The 20,089-nt window shown below is 61.5% G+C and carries 24 protein-coding genes; 15 read left to right on the forward strand and 9 right to left on the reverse strand.

From position 1 onward, the window contains the following. The first annotated feature begins 163 nt into the window (after positions 1-163). Positions 164-1,042, forward strand: a complete 879-nt coding sequence (locus FNZ07_RS23035; RefSeq protein WP_407670693.1) for a MipA/OmpV family protein — start codon at positions 164-166, stop codon at positions 1,040-1,042. Between the two features lie 17 nt (positions 1,043-1,059). Here FNZ07_RS23035 and hpaH read toward each other — a convergent pair whose 3' ends face one another. The 6 genes from hpaH to FNZ07_RS23065 are packed head-to-tail and all read right to left on the reverse strand — an operon-like array spanning position 1,060 to position 6,289. Next, on the reverse strand, positions 1,060-1,863 hold the full coding sequence (gene hpaH / locus FNZ07_RS23040; RefSeq protein ID WP_091016768.1) for a 2-oxo-hept-4-ene-1,7-dioate hydratase: 804 nt from the start codon (positions 1,861-1,863) through the stop codon (positions 1,060-1,062). A gap of 27 nt (positions 1,864-1,890) precedes the next feature. Continuing rightward, entirely contained in the window at positions 1,891-2,295 is a 405-nt protein-coding gene (locus FNZ07_RS23045) for a 5-carboxymethyl-2-hydroxymuconate Delta-isomerase (protein ID WP_091016771.1), read from the reverse strand. Positions 2,296-2,327: 32 nt separating this feature from the next. After that, complete coding sequence (hpaD, locus tag FNZ07_RS23050; protein ID WP_091016773.1) at positions 2,328-3,191, reverse strand: 3,4-dihydroxyphenylacetate 2,3-dioxygenase; 864 nt, start codon at positions 3,189-3,191, stop codon at positions 2,328-2,330. Positions 3,192-3,242: 51 nt separating this feature from the next. Then, positions 3,243-4,700: a 5-carboxymethyl-2-hydroxymuconate semialdehyde dehydrogenase gene (gene hpaE, locus FNZ07_RS23055; RefSeq protein WP_091016775.1), complete on the reverse strand. Its 1,458-nt coding sequence runs from the start codon at positions 4,698-4,700 to the stop codon at positions 3,243-3,245. A gap of 33 nt (positions 4,701-4,733) precedes the next feature. Then, on the reverse strand, positions 4,734-5,504 hold the full coding sequence (locus tag FNZ07_RS23060; protein WP_091016777.1) for a fumarylacetoacetate hydrolase family protein: 771 nt from the start codon (positions 5,502-5,504) through the stop codon (positions 4,734-4,736). Continuing rightward, the gene (locus FNZ07_RS23065; protein ID WP_091016779.1) at positions 5,501-6,289 is read right to left on the reverse strand and encodes a fumarylacetoacetate hydrolase family protein; all 789 of its coding nucleotides are present in this window, start codon (positions 6,287-6,289) and stop codon (positions 5,501-5,503) included. Before FNZ07_RS23065 ends, FNZ07_RS23060 begins: the two co-directional genes overlap by 4 nt. 243 nt (positions 6,290-6,532) lie before the next feature. On the opposite strand from FNZ07_RS23065, the gene hpaR reads away from it, so the two are divergent. Both hpaR and FNZ07_RS23075 read left to right on the forward strand, forming a co-directional pair. Continuing rightward, on the forward strand, positions 6,533-6,943 hold the full coding sequence (gene hpaR, locus FNZ07_RS23070) for a homoprotocatechuate degradation operon regulator HpaR (protein ID WP_091016904.1): 411 nt from the start codon (positions 6,533-6,535) through the stop codon (positions 6,941-6,943). Then, a complete protein-coding gene (locus tag FNZ07_RS23075; protein ID WP_143098139.1) occupies positions 6,940-7,641 on the forward strand; it encodes a 4'-phosphopantetheinyl transferase family protein in 702 nt (233 codons plus the stop codon). Before hpaR ends, FNZ07_RS23075 begins: the two co-directional genes overlap by 4 nt. Before the next feature lie 7 nt (positions 7,642-7,648). Here the strand turns inward: FNZ07_RS23075 and FNZ07_RS23080 are convergent, their stop codons facing one another. Next, the gene (locus FNZ07_RS23080) at positions 7,649-8,137 is read right to left on the reverse strand and encodes a hypothetical protein (RefSeq protein ID WP_091016783.1); all 489 of its coding nucleotides are present in this window, start codon (positions 8,135-8,137) and stop codon (positions 7,649-7,651) included. A gap of 341 nt (positions 8,138-8,478) precedes the next feature. On the opposite strand from FNZ07_RS23080, the gene FNZ07_RS23085 reads away from it, so the two are divergent. After that, on the forward strand, positions 8,479-10,179 hold the full coding sequence (locus FNZ07_RS23085) for a tannase/feruloyl esterase family alpha/beta hydrolase (protein ID WP_091016785.1): 1,701 nt from the start codon (positions 8,479-8,481) through the stop codon (positions 10,177-10,179). Positions 10,180-10,266: 87 nt separating this feature from the next. Here FNZ07_RS23085 and FNZ07_RS23090 read toward each other — a convergent pair whose 3' ends face one another. Beyond that, positions 10,267-11,397, reverse strand: a complete 1,131-nt coding sequence (locus FNZ07_RS23090) for an MBL fold metallo-hydrolase (protein WP_091016907.1) — start codon at positions 11,395-11,397, stop codon at positions 10,267-10,269. An 84-nt stretch (positions 11,398-11,481) separates the two neighbouring features. On the opposite strand from FNZ07_RS23090, the gene FNZ07_RS23095 reads away from it, so the two are divergent. Continuing rightward, complete coding sequence (locus FNZ07_RS23095) at positions 11,482-12,096, forward strand: TetR/AcrR family transcriptional regulator (protein WP_091016789.1); 615 nt, start codon at positions 11,482-11,484, stop codon at positions 12,094-12,096. Between the two features lie 63 nt (positions 12,097-12,159). Here the strand turns inward: FNZ07_RS23095 and FNZ07_RS23100 are convergent, their stop codons facing one another. After that, a complete protein-coding gene (locus FNZ07_RS23100; protein WP_091016792.1) occupies positions 12,160-12,537 on the reverse strand; it encodes a helix-turn-helix domain-containing protein in 378 nt (125 codons plus the stop codon). 151 nt (positions 12,538-12,688) lie between these two features. On the opposite strand from FNZ07_RS23100, the gene FNZ07_RS33720 reads away from it, so the two are divergent. The 10 genes from FNZ07_RS33720 (at position 12,689) to FNZ07_RS23145 (ending at position 19,537) form a co-directional block, all read left to right on the forward strand. After that, positions 12,689-12,859: a hypothetical protein gene (locus FNZ07_RS33720; RefSeq protein ID WP_170275821.1), complete on the forward strand. Its 171-nt coding sequence runs from the start codon at positions 12,689-12,691 to the stop codon at positions 12,857-12,859. Positions 12,860-13,013: 154 nt separating this feature from the next. Next, positions 13,014-14,213: a replication initiation factor domain-containing protein gene (locus FNZ07_RS23105; protein WP_245811642.1), complete on the forward strand. Its 1,200-nt coding sequence runs from the start codon at positions 13,014-13,016 to the stop codon at positions 14,211-14,213. Further along, positions 14,167-14,442 (forward strand): hypothetical protein, encoded by a 276-nt coding sequence (locus tag FNZ07_RS23110; protein WP_322788659.1) that lies wholly within the window; start codon positions 14,167-14,169, stop codon positions 14,440-14,442. The genes FNZ07_RS23105 and FNZ07_RS23110 overlap by 47 nt, the downstream gene beginning before the upstream one ends. Before the next feature lie 2 nt (positions 14,443-14,444). Next, on the forward strand, positions 14,445-14,651 hold the full coding sequence (locus FNZ07_RS23115; protein WP_091016801.1) for a hypothetical protein: 207 nt from the start codon (positions 14,445-14,447) through the stop codon (positions 14,649-14,651). Between the two features lie 11 nt (positions 14,652-14,662). Next, positions 14,663-14,959: a hypothetical protein gene (locus FNZ07_RS33725; RefSeq protein ID WP_170275761.1), complete on the forward strand. Its 297-nt coding sequence runs from the start codon at positions 14,663-14,665 to the stop codon at positions 14,957-14,959. Between the two features lie 46 nt (positions 14,960-15,005). Beyond that, positions 15,006-15,251, forward strand: a complete 246-nt coding sequence (locus FNZ07_RS23125; RefSeq protein ID WP_211367994.1) for a hypothetical protein — start codon at positions 15,006-15,008, stop codon at positions 15,249-15,251. 164 nt (positions 15,252-15,415) lie between these two features. After that, entirely contained in the window at positions 15,416-16,819 is a 1,404-nt protein-coding gene (locus FNZ07_RS23130; RefSeq protein WP_091016803.1) for a hypothetical protein, read from the forward strand. A 9-nt stretch (positions 16,820-16,828) separates the two neighbouring features. Next, the gene (locus tag FNZ07_RS23135) at positions 16,829-17,122 is read left to right on the forward strand and encodes a DUF2523 family protein (protein ID WP_091016805.1); all 294 of its coding nucleotides are present in this window, start codon (positions 16,829-16,831) and stop codon (positions 17,120-17,122) included. Between the two features lie 4 nt (positions 17,123-17,126). Further along, positions 17,127-18,206: a zonular occludens toxin domain-containing protein gene (locus FNZ07_RS23140; protein ID WP_091016808.1), complete on the forward strand. Its 1,080-nt coding sequence runs from the start codon at positions 17,127-17,129 to the stop codon at positions 18,204-18,206. After that, the gene (locus FNZ07_RS23145; protein ID WP_091016812.1) at positions 18,203-19,537 is read left to right on the forward strand and encodes a type II secretion system protein GspD; all 1,335 of its coding nucleotides are present in this window, start codon (positions 18,203-18,205) and stop codon (positions 19,535-19,537) included. The genes FNZ07_RS23140 and FNZ07_RS23145 overlap by 4 nt, the downstream gene beginning before the upstream one ends. Positions 19,538-20,089 lie beyond the last annotated feature (552 nt).

Genomic DNA, 20,089 nt, shown 5'->3' on the forward strand with positions numbered 1-20,089 from the left:
TCGCTGTTAGCGCATTCCGGCCGCGGCAACTTCTGCATTGCGCCGTGTCGTTGTTACGTGATGGCAACCGTAGCGCCGCATCATGGCGCCGCCCGATGCCATTTTTGCCGATCGCTCGCATGCAAGAGTTGACGGTGCGTAGCCGGGAGTTCGTGGAATGTGGATAACAAGGAAAAAACCGCTGTGCAAGCCGACGACCCGCATGCTCGTGTGGACGATCGCGTGCGGCTGCGGTGTGGTGATGGCGCCCGCTCATGCACAAACGCCGTCACCACTCGCGGAATGGCAGTATTCGGCCGGGGTGCCGCTGCAAAAAATGTTTGACCCCGACCCAGCCAGCACACCCAACTGGCAGTTCAGTTTCGGCGCGGCGGCCGCCTTCCAGCCGCGCTCCGATGGCTCGGACCGCTACCGCGTGCTGGCAGGCCCGAGTATCGACTTGCGCTATCGCGATCTGTTTTTCGCGTCGACCGGCGAGGGCGTCGGCGCCAACGTGATCAACACCGACCACTGGCGCACGAGCATTGCGATTGCCTACGACCTGGGGCGCCGCGCCGCCGACGATCAGCAGCACCTGAACGGCCTCGGCAATATCAACCCGGCGGCCGAGATCAAGATCGCCACCGACTACGTCATATCCAAAGACTTTCCGCTCGTGCTGCGCGCGGATTTGCGACGCAGTCTCGGGGGCACCGATGGATGGATCGGCGACATCAGCGCGTATATGCCGCTGCCCGGCAGCTCGAAGAAGTTCTTCTGGTTTGGCGGACCGACCGCCACCTTTGCGGATTCGCGCTACATGAACCGCTGGTTCGGCGTGACCGACGCGCAGTCTGCGCGCTCAGGCTACCCGAGCTATTCGGCCAATGCGGGGCTCAAGTCGGTCGGCGCTGGTATCACGATGATCTGGTTCATCAACAAGCACTGGTTCATGACCGCCGACGGCGCGATCGAGCAGCTTGTGGGCCGTGCAGCGCATAGCCCGATCACGCAGCGTTCGACGAATGGGGTGGCGGACATGTCGATCAACTATCAGTTCTGATGCCGTACTGGATGCGCTCAGACGAAGTTCAGGCCGATTGCGCCGAGCGGCCCGTAGTCGACGTGGAAGGTATCGCCGGCGCGCGCCGGAATCGGACTCGTGAACGAGCCGCTCAGGATCACGTCGCCGGCGTTCAGATGTTCGTCGTACGGCGCGATCTTGTTCGCGAGCCACGCCACGCCGGTCGCCGGATGATTGAGCACGGCCGCCGCGAGCCCGCTTTCCTCGATTGCGCCGTTGCGATAGAGCAGGGCGCCGACCCAGCGCAGATCGACGTCGAGCGGCCGGATCGGCCGGCCGCCCAGCACGATGCCGGCGTTCGCCGCGAAGTCGGAGATCGTGTCGTAGACCTTGCGCGGCGCTTTGGTTTCGCGATCGAACTGCTCGATGCGTGCATCGATGATCTCGACGGCCGGCGTGACCCAGGCGGTCGCGTCGAGCACATCGAACAGCGTCACGCCCGGTCCGGTTAGCGGGCGACTCAGGATGAACGCCAGTTCGACTTCGACGCGCGGCGCGATGAAGCGGTCTGCACGGATATCCTGACCGCTTTCGATAAACATGCTGTCGAGCAGCGGTGCATAGTCGGGTTCGTCGATCTGCGATGCCCGTTGCATGGCGCGTGAAGTGAGCCCGATCTTGCGGCCCTTCACGACCTGACCTTCAGCCAGCTTCAGCTTCAGCCATTCGCGCTGGATTGCATAACCGTCCTGCACGGTCATCTGCGGATAGGTGCGCGAGAAATGGCGCAACTGCGTGCGGGTTTTCTCGGCGTGATCGAGCTGGGCGGCGAGGTCGCGGATAGTCTGTTCGTCTAGCATGAGGATCCCGTGGGGCAGTGTGCTCACTCAGGCCTTAAGCCGGGCGTGCAGGTTGTTGTGCTTCCACGTGCCGGCTTCGCCGAACTCGTTGATTTCAAGCGAGAGCGCGAGGCCGTGTTGTTCGTAGTCGGCGGCGAAGTGCTGCTTGATGATCTCGAACAGCGCGTCGCCGGTCGCGCGCCGGACCGCTTCGGAGCGGCCCGCGCCGATCTTCAGGTTCGCATGCAGGAATGCGTTGTCGGGCCGGCCGTCGGCAACGCAGTAATGCTCGCAGCGAATCGCCCGCACGCGGATGCCGCCGGTCGGAAAAACGCGTGCGCCGCCATCACTGTCGCGTTGTCCGTCGAGGCTGTGTGCGAGCGCTTTGCAGAGCGGGCCGAGGCGGGCATCGTCGGCGAGGTTTGCGCTGTATTCGAGCGTCAGATGGGGCATGGCGAACTCCTTCGTTTCTGGTCGCGATCGGGTCAGGCGGGCAATGCCGTGACCGGAAAAATCGCATTGATCTGGCCGGTGCCCGAGCTGCCGAAATACGGCGTGATCACTTCGGCCTTGCCGTCGTAACGGTCCCAACCGAGTGCACCGAGCAGCATCGCCGTATCGTGCATACCGCCTTCGCCCCAACATTTCTCGTTGTAGAGCGGCAGCATCGCGCAGAAGGTCGACCAGTCGCCGGCCTCCCAGAGATCGACGACCTTGCGGTCCATCTGCTCGAGAAACGGACTCCAGACCTTGTGCATGAACTGCTCGGCGGTGCCGTTGTCCGCGAAGTGGTGGCTCAGCGAGCCGCTTGCAAGTATCGCGACCGTGCCGTCGTAACGTTCCTCGATAGCCTTGCGCACGGCGAGGCCGAAGCGGGCGCTTGTCGCGAGGTCGTGCCACATGCACCAGCCGGCCACCGATACCGTGCGGAAATGCTGATCCGCATTCATGTAGCGCATCGGCACCAGCGTGCCGTATTCGAGCTCGAGCGTGGTCTCGCTGTGCGCACGGCTTTTCACGCCCATTTCGTTGGCGACGTCCGCGATCAGATGGCCGAGTTCGACGTTGCCCGGGTACGCATACGGCATGTTGCGGATGAAATGCGGCAGCTCGTTGCTCGTATAGACGCCTTCGAAATGCGGTGCGCAGTTCACGTGATACTCGCTGTTCACGAGCCAGTGCACGTCGAACACGACGATCGTATCGACGCCAAGTGCGCGGCAGCGACGACCGATCTCATGATGACCGTCGATCGCCGCCTGGCGGCAGCCTTTGTGCGGACCGTCCAGCTCCGACAGATACAACGACGGCACATGCGTGATTTTGGCCGCCAGCGCGAGCTTGCCCATCGATGTCTCCAGTGACGCGCCGCGTGGTAACGCGATGCGCATGCCGATCGGTTATACGCCCCAGCGCGGAATGTGATGCGAGCCGAGCGACAGACACACGTTCTTCGGCTCGAGGAATACTTCATAGCTCCATGTCCCGCCTTCGCGACCCACGCCCGATGCCTTCGTCCCGCCGAACGGCTGCCGCAGATCGCGCACGTTCTGGCTGTTGACGAAGCACATACCGGCTTCGATCGCAGCGGCAACGCGGTGTGCACGACCGGCATTCTCGGTCCAGATGTAGCTCGACAGACCGTAGGCGATGTCGTTCGAGAGTCGTACTGCATCGGCTTCGTTGTCGAACGGAATCAGGCACGCAACCGGGCCGAAAATCTCTTCCTGCGCGATGCGCATCCGGTTGTCGACATCGACGAATACCGTGGCCGGCACAAAATTGCCTTGCCGCAACGCATCGGGCAGATCCGGCACATCGAGCCCGCCGCACGCAAGCGTCGCGCCTTCCTTCGGCCCGAGTTCGATGTAGCTGCGCACTTTGGCGAGATGCGCCTGGCTGATCATCGGTCCGATCGTGGTGCTGTCCGCCATCGGATCGCCAACAGTCAGGCGCTTCGCGCGTTCGATAAAGCGCTCGGCAAAACGCGCGTAGATCGAGCGTTGCACGAGAATCCGCGAACCCGCGGTGCAGCGCTCGCCGTTGTTCGAGAAGATCATGAAAACTGCCGCATCGAGTGCGCGTTCGAAATCCGCGTCGTCGAAAATCACGAACGGCGACTTGCCGCCGAGTTCCATCGAGAATTTCTTCAGGCCCGCGGTCTGTACGATCCGGTTGCCCGTTGCCGTCGATCCGGTGAACGACACGGCGCGCACGTCCGGATGCGCGACGAGCGGCTCGCCGGTTTCCTTGCCGTAGCCGTGCACGACGTTGAGCACGCCGGCCGGAATGCCGGCCTCGAGTGCGAGCTGGCCCAGCATCGAAGCCGTGAGCGGCGACAGCTCGCTCATCTTCAGGACTGCGGTATTGCCGAAGGCGAGGCAGGGCGCGACCTTCCATGTTGCCGTCATGAACGGCACGTTCCATGGCGAAATCAGCGCGCACACACCGACGGGATGGAACAGCGTGTAGTTCAGATGCGTATCGGTGGGGTACGTATGGCCGTCGACCCGTGTGCACATCTCCGCGAAGTAATGAAAATTATCGGCTGCACGCGGCACGAGCTGCTTGCGCGTCTGCGAAATGGTCTGGCCGGTGTCGTTGGTTTCCGCGGCGGATATTTCCGGCACGTTCTTCGCAATCAGCTCGCCTAGCTTGCGGATCAGCTTCGCACGCTCGGCCGCGGGTTTGCCTGCCCACGCGGGGAACGCATCTTTTGCCGCGTGCACCGCGGCATCGACTTCGGCCGCTGTGCCGCGCGCAACTTCGGCGAGAACCTGCTGATTCGCCGGGTTAACGGTTTCGAAATAGTCGGCACCCGTTTGCTCGCGGCCGTTGATCAGATGTTCGATGCGCATGGCAATGTCCTTGTTCTCGGGGAGCGAAGCAGATCAGGGCCGTGCCTGGCGGCGACCGAACACCGCATCCGCTGCAATCGTGTTGACGAGTCGCCCCAGTCCGTCGATCTCGCAGACGACTTCGTCGCCGGCTTCGACGTTGACGACGCCTTCCGGCGTGCCGGTCAGGATGACGTCGCCAGGTGCCAGCGTCATGAAGCTGCTCAGGTATTCGATCAGCGCGGGGATATCGGTGACGAGGTCGCGCGTATTGCCGTGTTGCTGCAACGTGCCGTTCACGTAGGTGCGCAAACCGAGCTGCGTGACGTCCGCGATATCGACGGCATCGACGAGCCAGGGGCCGAGCACGGTCGCGCCGTCGCGATTCTTAACGCGTAGGTTGGGGCGGTAGTAGTTTTCGAGGTAGTCGCGGATCGCATAGTCATTCGCGATCGTATAGCCGGCTACACAGGCCATTGCCGCATCGCGCGAGACGTTGCGTGCCGTGCGGCCGATCACGACGGCGAGTTCGCACTCGTAATGCATGAAGGCTACGCCGTCGGGGCGACGTGTGAAGCCGCGATGTCCAAGCACCGCGCCAGGGCCTTTCAGAAAAACCAGCGGCTCTTCCTGCTGCGAGAATTGCAGCTCTTTCGCATGCTCCGCATAGTTGAGGCCGAGCGCGAAGATCGTGCCGACCTCGAACGGCGCGAGCCATACGACTTCTTCTTCACGCAGCACGCGGCCATCGGCGAGTTGCACGCCGTTGCCGGCAGGATGCGCCTCATGAATTGCGCCGGCATAGGCAACGCGGGCGCGCATCATGACCGGTCTCCTTGCATGGCATCCGCGCCGACGAACGACAGACGCAGCGCCGGCCAGTCCGCTATCGTCATGATCGCGGTATCGCCGGCGTGCGCGACAGGCGAGCCGTACGGCACGCCCAACGTGAGCACATCACCCGCGGACAGCGTCATGAACTCCGTGACGTCGGCAAGCAGTCGCGCGACGCTGCGCACGGTTGTCGCCGTGTTCGCGACGAAAGGCGCACGCCCCTCGATGTGAACCGCAATCGATAGATTGTCCGGGTCCGCGACGTGACGCCGCGCGACGATAGCGGGGCCGATCGCGCAGAAGCGATCCCGTGCGCGAAAACGTACCGATGGGCGATACACGCTTGCGTGTGGAATGCTGAGATCGGCGACGATCGTGTACCCGGCGATGTACTCGAATGCCTCCGCGGCAGCAACGCGCGTTGCCGTGCGTCCGATCACGATGCCCAGCGATGCACCGACCTCGATGCCAGATTCACTCGCACCGACGACGTTCTCCGGCACCGTGACGCACGTGCCATGACCGGTCAGCGTGTTGCGCGGCTTGACGTAGAGAATCGGCGCTTTAGGGGGAGACTTGTAGGGCGCCTCATGCACTGCATCACCGAGTGCGGACAACGCGGCACGGTCGTTCAGCAGTGTGCCGTACACCGTACCTGTAATGGGAACCGCGCACGTCACACGTTGCGACAGCAGCGCGGCCGCTGTCCGCGCATCGGTATCGCGCGGTAGCGGGTCACCTTCAACGTGAAACAGATAGTCGGCAAGTGCGAACATGAGGTTCAATAACGTCTGCAAACAAGGGGTAGCGCATCGAGGTTTCGAGAAACACTAACATGTTAGTATTATTGAGCCTGCTCAGATTGGCGGTCAACAGACTTTTCTTCATGCACGGGTTTTCCCCGAAGCTGACAGAGAGCGTCGCTCCACCGCTGAATGCCCACCGGCTTTTTCTCGCTATTGAACGGTCCCGTCATGCCAGTCACCGATGCCACGCTCGTTTCGCACCGCAACCTGCCGATGCTGCTGCTGCGCGCACGCGAAAAGATGATGGAGCGCTTTCGCCCGTTGATCACCGCACATGGGTTGACCGAACAGCAATGGCGCATCATCCGCGCGCTCAATGAGCAGGGGCCGATGGAGCCGCGCCAGATCTCCGACATCTGTACGATTTCGAGTCCGAGTATGGCGGGGGTGCTGGCGCGTATGGAAAGCCTCGGGCTCGTTACAAAAGAACGCTTCGCTGACGATCAACGTCGCGTGCTTGTCGAGCTGACCGACGCAAGCATCGATCTCGTGCGCGTGATATCGAAAGACCTCGAGGCGAACTATCGCGAACTGGAGCGCAAGGTCGGTCCCGAGGTTGTCGAGCGTGTGTATCGCGCGGTCGACGATCTGCTGGCGGGGCTGGAAGAGGACGAGGAAGCGTGAGACTGGATCCCGCTATCGCCACACGTGTCTCGCACGTGGATCTTCCGCTCGACGTTGAACTGTGGCGCCTCGATATCCCGCAAGACGAAGCCGCGCTACTGCCGATGCGGCATACGCTCGACGCGGCCGAATTGCAGCGCGCGAGCCAATACCACCGTCTCGTGGACCGCGCATGCTTTATCGTCACCCGCCACATGTTGCGCGCGCTGCTCGCGGCGCGCACGGGGGAGCCTGCGCAAGCGTTGCAATTCGAAACCAATGCACACGGGAAGCCATCGTTGCGCGATTACCCAACACTTGCATTCAACGTGTCGCATTCGGGCAACCAGGCGCTGGTCGCGCTGTCGGCGCGGCGCACGGTCGGCGTCGACATCGAGAAACTCGATGCCACGCTGGACTGGCGGGAAATATCGGAAGTTGCGCTAAGCGCGGATGAATACACACAGGTCGACCACATGCCGGACGACGTGCAACCGCAGATGTTCCTGCGTTGCTGGACCGCCAAGGAAGCACTGCTGAAAGCGACGGGCCTCGGTATTGCCGTTGCCGATGTGCTGCGCGCCACGACCGTCGATCCTCGCTCGGACGATGTGCAGCGCCTGCAGGTGCGTTCGCTGGAACGCGCACCGCAGCCGCTCTGTTTTCGCTGGATCGATGGGCGGGCGGGCTACGTTTGTTGCATCGCGTGGGGCGCGTGAATTCAGTTCAGCTTAGCGCCATGCCCAGCGGCGTCTGAGGCGCCTGCATGTAGCGGATCCCGTAGTGCAGCGTGCGTCCCCACAGCAGGCCCAGAAGCACGATAGAGAACAGGATGCCCACCGTGCCTGGTGAGCCTCCAGAGAAAAACAGCAACTTGCCGCCAAGGCTGACCAGCACGACGATCAACGGAACGATTCCGCCGGGTCGTTCAATCAGCTTGCGTTCGTGATCGGCACGGACTGCACCCGCAGTGGCAACGATCCAGCCCGCCCACAAACCGACCGCGATCGCGATCAGCAACAGCACGAAGGAAACCGCGTGCCCTTCGACGCGCTGCTCGATATTGCCCAGACTCCAGACCGAAAACAGCGCGGGGAAGATCAATAGTCTGGTCACCGACATGATTCTCGGGCGCAACGAACGAACCGCGCGCCAGATGACCAGCGCGAGCACGATCCAGAGCCAGAAGGGTGTTGCTGCGTGTGCAGAGCTCATTTCGACATCGATGGTTCACGAACGTTGGATGGGGACCAGCATCGATTGACGGGGCGATGGTGGCGGCGGTTGCGGTTTCAGATTGAACCCGGCCGCGTTATGGAAAAGACATAACACGTCCAGACGATCCAATCGACATCGGCGACCATTAAACCTAGCTTGCGCTGCAATGTCTGTCCCTGAAACAACTGACATCGCCGGTCGGACCGACTCAACGGGCGATGACCCGCCTTGTCCATCGATCACACATCGTGATTGCTGCCATAAAATCATTTCAATTGTTTGATCGATGCGCGACTTCTACGCTTGCTCCGGCTATCTACAACAAATCGGAGACAATCATGCCGCGAATCCCGGTGTTCGTGTGGCATCGCGTCGATCGCGATGTCGTGACGCAGTTATGCCGTCGTGCAACGTGCGGTGTTCGCGAGCATTTATTCGGGTTGATATCTCTCGCGGTCGTGCTGTCGGTCGCCGCGCTTTCAGGCTGCTCCAGCGATGGAATCGAGGCCAGCGCCATCGCACCCGACTGCGCGAGCCTGTTGCATACGCAGATCGCCAACACCACGATCACGACCGCCACGTTGATACCCGCGGGCACGGATCTCAAGTCCATCACCGGCACTTCCGGCTCATTGGCTGCGCCAACCTGCCGAGTGGTCGCGACCGTCAGCACGCAACCCGGAGAGCAGGTGGGGATAGAAGTGTGGTTGCCGCAAAGCGGCTGGAACGGCCGTCTGTTTGGAGTGGGCTCGGGAGGCTTCGGCGGCGTAATCCCGTACAGCGGAATCGTGTCAGCCGCCGCGCGCGGGTTCGTCGCGGCGGGAACCGACACCGGACACATCGCTTCCACGACGTTCACGTGGATGAACAACCCGGTTCAGTTGAGCGACTGGGGCCATACGTCGATTCATCTAATGACGATTGCAGCCAAAGCGATCACGCAAACGTACTACGGGCACGGTGCGCAGCACGCGTACTACGAGGGCTGTTCGACCGGTGGCGCCGAGGGGATGGAGGAAGCCGAGTATTTTCCCGCCGACTATGACGGCATTCATGCGGGATCGCCGGGGATGGCCTATAGCCATCTGATGGAGAGTTTCATGTGGGGCGGGGTGCTTCCGGCGAAACAGCCGGCGTCTCTGCTCACGTCGACTGCGCTGTCGGTGATGAGTCATGCCGTACTGACGAACTGCGGGGGGACTTCCGCGCTTGCGGATGGCTACCTCGCCAATCCGCTAGCGTGCCATTTCGATGTCACGCAGTTGCAATGCAAGAGCGGGCAGGACGCTTCGTCGTGTCTGAGCGCCGCGCAAGTGAGCGAGGCGCAGCAGGTGTACTCGCCCGTGCTGGACCCGCGCAACGGCAAACAGATCTATCCGGGTTTCGCATTCGGAAGCGAACCGGAGTGGACCCTGATTCAGGGTGTCAACGCGGTGACCTATGCAAAGCCGCTGCTCGGCACCGTGCTCTTCAACAACCCGAACTGGGACTGGACATCGTTCGATTTCGCCGGCGGCGCGGATCTTGTCGACCAGAAGCTCACGCCGTATATCAATGCGACGAGCCCTGATCTCACTGCGTTCCAGCAGCGCGGCGGCAAGCTCGTCATGACGCAGGGATGGGTGGATTCCTACAACGCGCAGACGCTGCCGATCGAATACTTCGAGAACGTCGTGCAACAACAGGGAGATCTCGATACGACGCAGCGATTCTTCCGGCTGGTGATGGTGCCCGGTATGGATCACTGCGGAGGAGGTCCGGGGGCGAATACGATCGGCGGTTATGCTGCACCCGTTAGCTACGACGCAAGTCGCGACGTCGTGAGCGCTCTGCAGGCGTGGGTGGAGCAGGGGAGCGCACCGCAGTCGTTCGTCGCGACGCACTACGTCGACAACTTCCTGCCTGCGTCGGGTGTCGCGTTTGAACGACCCGTGTGCGTGTATCCGGATTATCCGCAGTACAGCGGCACGGGCGATACGAAGCTGGCGAGCAGCTATCAGTGTGTGGCGGGGGCGCGGCTGTCGGTGAGTAGCCCTTGAGTGTTGGGGGCTCAGCGTTACGCGGTGCGCGCCGACCGCCCTAAGTTCATCGGATGTTGGGGCGGTGGCGCTTACAAGAACCAGCGATCACGAAGACTGCGCATCTCCGGTATCACGCGAAGCGCATAGCCGCCATTTAGCCCTTGGCTGCGCCGCGGTCTCGACGACACGACGCCACCAGCGTTCGCCCTGATGCGGCGTGCGCAGATCCAGCCGCTCACCGATGCGCGGCGTCGACAGCGCGACACCGCGCACGAGAGCCAGTGCTGTCACGCGTTCGAACGGCTCCTGCCAGCGATGCATCGCGAGATCGAACGTGCCGTTGTGAATCGGCACGAGCCAACGGCCGCGCAGATCGATGTGCGCCTGCACGGTTTCTTCGGGCTGCATGTGAACGTATGGCCACTGCGCGTCGTATGCGCCGGTCTCGACCAGCGTGATGTCGAATGGTCCCAGACGCTCGCCGATCGCCTTGAAGCCATCGAAGTAGCCGGTGTCGCCGCTAAAGAACACGCGCAGATCATCGTCGACGATCACCCACGACGCCCACAACGTACTGTTGCCGTCGAACAAGCTGCGGCCGGAAAAGTGCTGCGCGGGCGTAGCGGTAAATTGCAGACCGTCGACCTCGGTGCCTTGCCACCAGTCAAACTGCTGGACCTTCGACGCATCGATACCCCATTCGATCAACCGGTCGCCCACACCGAGCGTGGTGAGAAACACGCCCGTGCTTTGCGCAAGCTCGAGCACGGTTTCGCGGTCCAGGTGGTCGTAGTGATCGTGCGAAAGGATCACACCGCGCAACGGCGGCAGATCGGCGAGTGCGATGGGCGGCGCATGAAATCGTTTCGGGCCCATGTTCTGGAACGGCGACGCGCGTTCGGCGAACACCGGATCGGTCAGCCAGAACTGGCCGCGCAGCTTGAGCAGAATCGTCGAATGACCGAGCCGGAAGAGGCTGCGATCGGGCGCCGCATCGAGCTGTGCGCGAGTCAACGTCTCGACCGGCAACGTGCCTGTCGGCACCGTGCCGCGCGGTTTGTTGAGCAACAGGTTCCACGCGATACCGAGCGTCTTGCGGAATCCCTCAACCGGGCGTGGCTTGACGTTGCGAAAGCGTTCGCCATCATGTTGCGGCGAGGAAGTGAACAGCGTGCGGCCGCGTTGCGCGGTGGTCATGCCGAGCGCGCGACGGACAAAACCCTGAAACGACGTCATGAGATAGCTCATCCGGAGAGAAATTACACTCCGCAGTGTAGTTTATTTTCGAGAAAAGTACACTCATCAGTGTAAAATTAGACCATGAATTCGAGTACGAACCCCCAACGCCTGACCGACCGCAAGCGCGACGCCATCATCAGCGCCGCTATCGAGGAATTCCTCGCAACCGGGTACGACGCGACCAGCATGGACCGTATTGCTGCCCGGGCGGACGTTTCGAAGCGCACGGTCTATAACCATTTCCCGAGCAAAGAACTGCTTTTTGCAGCAATCCTCCATCAGCTTTGGGATGCCAGCCAGAAAGGCGATGCGCCCGCATACCGCGCCGACGAACCGTTGCGCGCGCAATTACTCGATCTGCTGAACCGCAAATTGCGGCTTCTAACCGACGAGTCTTTTCTGTCGCTGGCACGTGTGGCGATCGCGGCTGGCATCCATTCGCCGGAACGGGCGCGAGACATGGTTGCGCGTCTTGGCGAGCGCGAAGAAGACCTGACCGTGTGGATCCGGACAGCCGCCGCCGATGGTCGCCTCAAGACCGACGATCCGCTCTTCGCGGCGCTGCAGTTACAGGCGCTGGTGAAGGCGTTCGCGTTCTGGCCGCAAGTGACGATGGGGCAAGGGCCGCTCGGTGAACGCGAACAGAGGCAGGTTGCTGAAGCGGCCGCGGATATGTTTCTGGCGCGCTACGCGTAGTTCATCTTCACCGGCTTGTTGGCCAGTGGTTAAAGGTGATGGTGGATGGGTTTATATGTGATATTACATAATATAAACAGCCCCGACCCCATTTTCTAGGTTACATGCGGCTTGCGCGGGTGAGGGCGTCACAAAATTTGTGACAACCCCGAGGACAAGCGCCGCGCTAAGTCCCGCCATCCTCGGCAAAAAAACTTCCCAAAGCGATTTCTGCCCCGTCTTCTCGGCGCGGTCCATGTCGGCCGCCATGATGACGGGCAGCGGGTTGTCCATGTCCAGCCCCGCAGCTACTTTCAAGCACACGTCATTGCTCATGAAGCCTTTGGCGTGCCGATACTGGCTGATCGTGTTTTGTTTCACGCCCAGAAAGTCGGCCAACTCCGTGTCGTTCGTAAATCCCTTCGCTTGTCGAAGCTGGTCCAGATAGCGCGATGACCGCATGTTGTTCTCCAAGGGCTTGACTTATCTATGGCATAGATTATTATCCACGCCATAGATATCATTGCTGTAGATATCGGCAGTCTAGCAGTTTCGGCAAAAAGGTAAACCGGCAGGGTAGGCCGGTCCAAAAAACGAACCGAACGGGGTGGCTGTGTCTGCATATCGAGTGCATGCGTACACGAGTACCGGAACACGGATCGCGACCGTCGAGGTCCGCGCCGTGTCCGTCGACAAGGCGCGGGACAAAGCCCGTGCAGCGCTGTACCACCAGGGCCGCCAGCCGAACCGGTTGACGCTGGTTCCAGTTCAGGTGAGTGCATAGGGCTATGGGCAAACTCAAGAATTCGACTTTGACGCACTCAGTTAGTAATGCTAACTGCATGTCTGACCGGAACGACGCCGCGTGCGCCCGCAGTGCCGAGGACGCACGCGGCGGCGCTCCGGTCTTTCTCCCCCCCACGACTAACAGGGGGGGAATGGCGAAAGCGCCGCTCGCGAGCCTCGAACGGTTGCAGATCGTCGTTACAGAGTCCGGCGAACTCAAAACGATTGCGGTTCGTGTGCCTACGGCGGGCCATGTCGCGATGATCGATACGCTTCGATTCACCATTGGCGAAGAAACGTGGAGCCGAACGGCGGGTATCCAGTTGGTCGAGGATGACGCTTTCGTGTTCGAGGCAAGCAGGCATTTCACGGAGATTTTCGGCTTCGGTGTCACTGCGGATATGAGGCGTGGGCGAGACTTCTACCTGAACGCGTGGGAGCTTGGCGACGGTTATGGCTATGTCGCAATGGGCGGGGCAAGCCAGCGCGGGACGATGCTCGTGAACCTGACTGGGCAAGGGTGCGTTGCTGCAAAACCGGGTTGGGAAGGTCGGTTGCATGAGTTTCTTACGCAGGTTGCCAGGCGTCCGGGAATTACACGCGTCGATCTGGCACACGACTGCATGAACGGTGAGTACACGGTCGATCAGGCTGACGAGTGGTACGACGATGGACTGTTTTCATCGTCGGGTCGAGCGCCAAGCCATGAGCATCGCGGCGACTGGCGTAACCCTGTGGGCAAGGGCCGTAGCCTCTACGTCGGGCTACGTCGTAACGGCAAGCTCTGCCGCGTCTACGAAAAGGGCATGGAGCAAGGCGACCAATCCTCGCCTTGGGTTCGCTTCGAGGTCGAGCTACACAACAAAAAAAGGGTGATTCCTCTCGATGTGCTGGTCGATCCGTCCGGCTACTTCGTGGGTAGCTATCCATGTCTTCGGTTCTTCGAGAAAGACCGCACTCCGCAGGTGATCGAGGTCAAGCGCAAGTCTGCCGAAATCAACGTCGATGCGAGCCTGCGAAACATTCTGGCGTCGTACGGCAAGTACGTTGGTGTGCTGCGTCCGCTGCTCGGCGATGAGGCGTTTCTCGATGCGATCACAAACACATCGGGCGAATGGCCCGAGCGTCTGAAAGTCCCCGATTACGAACTGTGCGACAGGCCGATGCATGAGCGTCCGCACGTCAATGCGTTCAACGATCTAGACCCCTCTGATGATGGCTGGCCAGAGGAAACGGTCTTTAGTCCAGCCGATTTTACCGAGAGGTGGAGCAATGAAATTCGAGAGTCAGGTGAAGGTACTGGGGATGAAGGCGAGCAAGGGCTCGATGGACAACGGGACGACCTTCGATAGCACCAAGGTCTACACCGAAACGGCGCTTGACGAGTCGAAGGGTAACGCCAAGGGTTTCGCGGTTGGCGAGTTCACGCTCGGCACGTCAGTTGAGTTCGAGAAGTACAAGCATCTGCCCTTTCCGTTCGACGCGATGGCTGAGTTGGAAATCGTGACTAACGGTAAGACGCAAAAGACGTTGATGCACGCGTTGAAGCCGGTTCAGCGTTCGGCCGCCACGAAGGCGTAATCGTGGACGGGGCCGTGGTGTACGTGGTGCAGGAACTGACGAGCGGCGAGTTTCTGTGTGCGCGCGATGGTGACGTGAGCTTTACGCCCCGGCTACGTGATGCGGGTGGTTTCGGTGATGCGGACGAAGCGGTTCACGCGGGCTGCGATCACTGCGACGGGGCGTTTGATGTGGTGCCGCTCGTGTTCTTCGCACGACGGATGCATTGAGGGATTGGGCGATGACAGCGGGCACGGTGCAAGCGTTGGTTGTCTGTTCTACGGCGTCGGGAGCGGTGACGTCGGCTGGCGGGCCGGTGTCATGCGGCACTGACGCGAAGGGGAACCCGCTGTATCTCAGCACCGTGCAGGCGTATGTGGTCGATCCGGCGAGCGCGGGCTACTTCGATGCCATCGCAACGCCGTTCGACTACACACAGGCGTTCGGTTTCTGGAGCGTCGCCTTTACGTCAGTCGTCGGTCTGTATTTCGCGTGTCTAGGGATTGGAACGGTCGTCAATTTTCTGCGGCGAGCGTGACATGCGCACCGGGCGCTTCCCGGTTTTTCTGCAAACAGGAGGTTCTATGTTCCGTCGTCTCAAGGGTGTTGCGGGTCGTGCTGCTGGTGTGGCTGTGGCAATCGGTGCGGGCGTGGCGGTTGCGCCTGCTGCGAACGCTGCGACTGCGGGTCCGGACTACACGGCACTGCTGGCCGGTGTCGACTTCACCACGACCATCGCGGCGGTGCTGTCGATTGCTGCGCTGGTGGTCGGTGTGGTGCTGGCGACGCGTGGCGCGAAGATCGTCATTGGCATGGTGCGCGGGGGCTGATTCCGAGTGCCTGCGTGAGGTGGGGCGGGGCGGGCCTTGTGCTCGCCCTTTTTTCTTCCAGCTACGGGGTGTAGCGATGGACTCAAACACGGCCTGGTACATCGTGATGTTCGTGTGGGGCCTGCTCAGTGGATGGGCAGTCATTCAGGGCATGAGGGGGTGATATGCGTGTGCGTTCGTTGATTGCAGTGTGTCCTGTGCTGCTGTTTGGTGTGCTGTACACCGGGCCGCATGAGGTGGCGTATGCACAGACGTCTCCCGGCTCGTTTGGGTCGACGCTCGGGGCGCTGGTCGCGGCGAATGCGGCGGCTAACGGGTTCTCTGCTGCGGACCCGCGTGTTGCAGCAACGGCTGCTGCAATCGGTGCACGTGCTGAGGCGCTCGCTGCTGCTGCCGCCTCTGCTGCCGGGGAGGCGCTAGGGGCGGTGTCATGGGGCGCAGTTGCTGCCGCTGCTGGTATTGGCGCGATGCTTGGTGCGTACCCTGTGTCGCTCGGCAACGACACGTTGACGAAGTGGCAATTCAATCACGATGGAACTGTGTCGGTGTATCCGCCGTCTACCGGTGCGCCTCCGGGGGGCGGAAGCTCGCCCATTGGCGGGTCGGTGTCGCCCTATGCGGCGCTGACGGCCGGGGCTGGATACTGGTTTGTGGGTCAGGTCACTGGTTCTTCGGCGGATGCGGCGGGGGAAGCATTGATGGAGACGTCCGGGGCCACATCGTGGAATATCAAATGCCCGCTCGATAAGCCCACCGAAGCGGTCTGCACCGGGACGCAGACGATGTCTGACGGGCGGGTTTTGGTACCGAGCTTCTCCGTTGCTCAATCCGGATCGGTCTGGGCGGGCCCAACTTGTGCGTCCGGTATGGGTACGTCGAAAGGGACGTGTGCTGCCTTTACGCCTCAACAACCCCCGCCTCCACCGCCACCTGTGACAACGTCGCCGTCAGCTGCTGCGGCTGGCACCAGTGCTGCGGATCAGGCTGACTCGCTGAATCCAAAAGTTGCGGCTGCAACCGTTGATGCACTGTGGTCGTCGGTCGCGTCACAGCCGGGGTATCAAGGGCTTCCGTATCCTGTGAATGCGCCCGTGACCGGCGCTCAGGCTGCGGGCGTTGAATCTTCGATTGGCGCGTCGTGGCCGACTGTGGGCAGCTTTACAGGCGGTGCGGGTACGACCGCTGCCGGTGGATCGAGTACGGCCCCGTTCAGTACGTCGATTCCTGCTGCCTCGAATCCTGCATCGTCAGTGCCGGTCGCAACGAATCCGGGCAGCGGCGCACAGATCAATATCGGTCCCGATCCGGGCATTGGTGCGCCGGGTCTTGAACAGACACCTACCGCGACACAGATCCTCGCGCCGATCCTCGGCATGCTGCCGGACTTCCAGCACTACGGTTTGCCTGCGCATAACGCAGCGTGTCCGGAACCTTCGGTGACAGTGTTTGGAAGCACGGTCACGATGACGGCTCAATGCACGCTGTCCGAAGAATTCCGCACGCAGATCTACGTGACGTGCGTACTCGTTTTCACGCTCGGGGCGCTGTTCGTCCTGCTGACTGCATAGGAGCCGCACATGTTCGGGATTCTGCTTAGTGCGTTCAATGTTGTTCTCGGGTTCGTGGTGCGCTCGATCATCGCGCGTTTCTTTGCCTATTTCGTGATGTACTTCATCACGACCGAGTTCGTCGCCGTTCTCCAGAGCGCGGGAATACTGCCGTCCGCCTCGGCACTGACTGGCGCGTTTGGAGGCATCGGTAGCGACGTGTGGTACTTCATGGATCTGTGCGCGTTCGGCTACGGTGTGCCGCTGCTGGTGTCGGCGTACGCCACGCGTTTCATCATCCGCCGTATTCCCGTGATCGGCTAACGACATGGCAATTAACGCTTACTGCGGCGTGATGGGTTCCGGCAAGTCGTATGAGGTTGTGTCCGGGCCGCTGCTCGATGCGGTCGCGGCAGGCCGTCGTGTCGTGACGAACATCGACGGCGTGAATGAGGACGTGATTCACGACTATCTGCACGGCAAGCGCGGCGTGCCACTGGAACACCTCGGCGCAATCGTCCACGTTCGCACCGACGACATGCGCGCGGCTGACTTCTTTCCGGTCGAAATGGAAAGCTCGGGTGGTGCGACGGTGACACCGGGTTTCGTCAAACCGGGTGACCTCGTTGTGGTTGATGAGGCGTGGAAGCTGTGGGCGACCGACAAAAAGGTCAGTCCGGAACACATGAATTTCTTTCGTATGCATCGCCACTTCGTGCATGAGGAAACGGGTGTGGCCTGCGACGTGGTGCTCATGATCCAGAGCATTGCGGACCTGCACCGTTCGATTCGCGCCGTCATCGAACTATCGTTCGTGATGGTCAAGCTCAAGAGCCTGGGCATCTCGAAGGGCTATCGCGTCGAGATGTACGAAACGGGCAAACAGACGAACCGCAATCGCACAGGAACGTTCGTGCGCAAGTACCGGCCGGAGATTTTTCCGCTGTACAAGAGCTATGCGGGTGGAGCGGGCAAGGAAAGCACCGTTGACAAGCGTCAGAACGTCCTTGCGAATCCGATGCTGTGGCTACTGGTTGGCGGTATGGCCGTCGTGGTTGCGGTGGGCTGGTGGGGCGCGTGGCGGTTTTTTCATCCGCCTGGCCGACCGGCTGCGGCCAAAGCGGCTGCGAGCGCTGCTCACGCATCGGCCGCTTCGGGCACATCAGCGGTGAGTACGACGCCTGCAGTGCCGCCCGTATCAGACGTGTGGCGTGTGGTCGGTGGCTACACAGTAGATGGCCTGTCGTGGGTACTGCTCGCGGACGCTGCAGGACATCTGCGCGTCGAGTCGCCGGCCGCGTTCATCGGTAGTGGCATTACGCGCGTTGGCGTGGTCGACGGCCAGCGTGTCACTCAATGGTCCGGTGCTGGCAAGTCGGGTTCATTGCTCGCAGGGGCGGCCAAATGAAACGCTGGCTTGTCACGCTGCTGGCTGTCTGCCGCCTGGCAATGGCTGACCCGTCGACCGGCACGGCGGGCATGCCTCCATTGCCGCCAGGCATGCCGCCGGTTACTTCCCCTGCGATAACGCCGACCATTGCGTCGATGGGTGCATTGCCGCGCATCGGTGGCTCGCGCATCGATCTGCGGTTTGTGCCGGTCGCGCAGGTGGTCGACCTGATTTACGCCGATCTGCTGCAGGCGCCCTATGTGATCGATCCGGACGTGCTGACCGATACGCGGCCGGTGTCGTTCCGCTTTGACCGCGCACAGGGCGACGTACGCGCGTTCCTGTCGTCGTTTCTCGATTCGCTCGGCTACAGCGTGACGCAACGCGATGGCGTCGACTACGTGGCAAAGGCGAAGCTCTCGAAAGAACAGGCCGACCGGGATACGTTCGTGTACACGCCGAAATACCGGAATGCCGATTACCTCTCGCGTCTCGTCGCACCGATGTTCCAGGGCCGCTTTACCGAAAACCATCCGGTAGCGACGCCGGAAGGGGCGAAGGTCGCCAGCGACGTACCGCAGACATCGGCCGCGGGGCTTATCGACCAGTCGGCCGATGTACTGGTGTTCGTCGGTTCGGCGCGTGAGGTGGTGATGTTGAAAAAGCTGCTGCCCGATCTGGATACGCCGGTAGGCAATGTATCGGTGCGTGCGTGGGTCTATGAGGTCACAGAAACGGGCAACAACAATTCGGCGTTCCAGCTTGCAATGAGCGTGCTAGGTGGGCGCGTGGGGGCTTCGCTGAACGTCGGGAGCATCCACGACACCGACAACGCGATACGGCTGTCTGTGGGCGGTTTTAGCGCGGCGCTGGCTGCGTTGAACAGTGACTCGCGGTTCAAGGTGTTGACGTCGCCCAATCTTCGCGTGCGCTCGGGCGATACGGCCAGTCTGAACGTTGGTGAGTCGGTGCCGGTGATCGGCTCGGTGTCGTATCCGAGCGCATCGGCCGCGCCGGTGCAGAGCGTCCAGTATCAGGACGCGGGTGTGATTTTTCAGGTGCAGCCGACCGTGAAGCGCGACACGATAGACCTGCACCTCGTTGAGGAAATCAGCAGTTTCGTGAAGACAACGACGGGCGTGAACGACTCTCCGACCAAGGACACGCGCAAGGTCGAAAGCTCGTTCAGCGTGGCCGATGGTGATGTGCTGCTGATTGGCGGACTGACGCAGGATCAGGACACGCGTGTGAACAGCGGCTTGTCGTTCCTGCCGCGATGGATGGCGGGACATACGGGAACGACGGCGAAAACTGAAATCCTGCTGCTGTTGCAGGTTCAGAAAATCTGACGCGTTAGTGCAACTGCTGGAAAGCGGCGATTGCCGCCTGGACGATCTTCGTTGAGAACGCGGCGAGGCCACCGATAACGGTTAATGCGATGGTGGCGAGTAGCGCGGCTTGCTGGTCGCGCCGAGTTACTCGCAGGCGCTTGCGTCGGAAGCGATCGATGCGGGCGCGTAGTTCGACGTACCTGATGTATAACGCATACATGTGGTTCCCCGGTGTCTGTTGTTTGCGGCGAGTGTATCGCACCTCTGTTTTTGGGCGTCGAGCGTCAGGAGTGTCCGGCACGTTGTCGAAGCGATGGACCGCTGCGGTGGTGTTGCGAAGCGCGAACGGTTATCGCGCGACTCAGCGCGGCCCGCCGGACCGAGTAGCGGGTAGTAACGCGAGCGAGGAACGAAGGCGTTGTGGCTGGCTAGGCAACCCCTCACTGCAAAACTGCTGTTACGCGGGAACTCTGATGATACGAAGAGTGGTAGATCTGTGCGGCGACCTTTGCTCGACAGGGGGCTCGTTGTAGCTAACAATGACTAGTCGCAAACCCAGAGTGTATGGGC

It is taken from the genome of Paraburkholderia megapolitana (assembly GCF_007556815.1).
In the GTDB taxonomy this organism is placed as follows: domain Bacteria; phylum Pseudomonadota; class Gammaproteobacteria; order Burkholderiales; family Burkholderiaceae; genus Paraburkholderia; species Paraburkholderia megapolitana.

What these genes read in the sequence shown, in the direction of transcription:
- hpaR (WP_091016904.1), top strand. Translation starts at nt 6,533, where the DNA reads ATGCTGCTGCTGCGCGCACGCGAAAAGATGATGGAGCGCTTTCGCCCG.
- FNZ07_RS23105 (WP_245811642.1), top strand. Translation starts at nt 13,014, where the DNA reads ATGGCGAAAGCGCCGCTCGCGAGCCTCGAACGGTTGCAGATCGTCGTT.
- FNZ07_RS23140 (WP_091016808.1), top strand. Translation starts at nt 17,127, where the DNA reads ATGGCAATTAACGCTTACTGCGGCGTGATGGGTTCCGGCAAGTCGTAT.
- FNZ07_RS23125 (WP_211367994.1), top strand. Translation starts at nt 15,006, where the DNA reads ATGTTCCGTCGTCTCAAGGGTGTTGCGGGTCGTGCTGCTGGTGTGGCT.
- FNZ07_RS23060 (WP_091016777.1), bottom strand. Translation starts at nt 5,504, where the DNA reads ATGATGCGCGCCCGCGTTGCCTATGCCGGCGCAATTCATGAGGCGCAT.
- FNZ07_RS23085 (WP_091016785.1), top strand. Translation starts at nt 8,479, where the DNA reads ATGCCGCGAATCCCGGTGTTCGTGTGGCATCGCGTCGATCGCGATGTC.
- FNZ07_RS23080 (WP_091016783.1), bottom strand. Translation starts at nt 8,137, where the DNA reads ATGAGCTCTGCACACGCAGCAACACCCTTCTGGCTCTGGATCGTGCTC.
- FNZ07_RS23145 (WP_091016812.1), top strand. Translation starts at nt 18,203, where the DNA reads ATGAAACGCTGGCTTGTCACGCTGCTGGCTGTCTGCCGCCTGGCAATG.
- FNZ07_RS23130 (WP_091016803.1), top strand. Translation starts at nt 15,416, where the DNA reads ATGCGTGTGCGTTCGTTGATTGCAGTGTGTCCTGTGCTGCTGTTTGGT.
- hpaD (WP_091016773.1), bottom strand. Translation starts at nt 3,191, where the DNA reads ATGGGCAAGCTCGCGCTGGCGGCCAAAATCACGCATGTGCCGTCGTTG.
- FNZ07_RS23110 (WP_322788659.1), top strand. Translation starts at nt 14,167, where the DNA reads ATGAAGGCGAGCAAGGGCTCGATGGACAACGGGACGACCTTCGATAGC.
- FNZ07_RS23090 (WP_091016907.1), bottom strand. Translation starts at nt 11,397, where the DNA reads ATGACGTCGTTTCAGGGTTTTGTCCGTCGCGCGCTCGGCATGACCACC.
- hpaH (WP_091016768.1), bottom strand. Translation starts at nt 1,863, where the DNA reads ATGCTAGACGAACAGACTATCCGCGACCTCGCCGCCCAGCTCGATCAC.
- FNZ07_RS33725 (WP_170275761.1), top strand. Translation starts at nt 14,663, where the DNA reads ATGACAGCGGGCACGGTGCAAGCGTTGGTTGTCTGTTCTACGGCGTCG.
- FNZ07_RS23100 (WP_091016792.1), bottom strand. Translation starts at nt 12,537, where the DNA reads ATGCGGTCATCGCGCTATCTGGACCAGCTTCGACAAGCGAAGGGATTT.
- hpaE (WP_091016775.1), bottom strand. Translation starts at nt 4,700, where the DNA reads ATGCGCATCGAACATCTGATCAACGGCCGCGAGCAAACGGGTGCCGAC.
- FNZ07_RS23135 (WP_091016805.1), top strand. Translation starts at nt 16,829, where the DNA reads ATGTTCGGGATTCTGCTTAGTGCGTTCAATGTTGTTCTCGGGTTCGTG.
- FNZ07_RS23045 (WP_091016771.1), bottom strand. Translation starts at nt 2,295, where the DNA reads ATGCCCCATCTGACGCTCGAATACAGCGCAAACCTCGCCGACGATGCC.
- FNZ07_RS23065 (WP_091016779.1), bottom strand. Translation starts at nt 6,289, where the DNA reads ATGTTCGCACTTGCCGACTATCTGTTTCACGTTGAAGGTGACCCGCTA.
- FNZ07_RS23095 (WP_091016789.1), top strand. Translation starts at nt 11,482, where the DNA reads ATGAATTCGAGTACGAACCCCCAACGCCTGACCGACCGCAAGCGCGAC.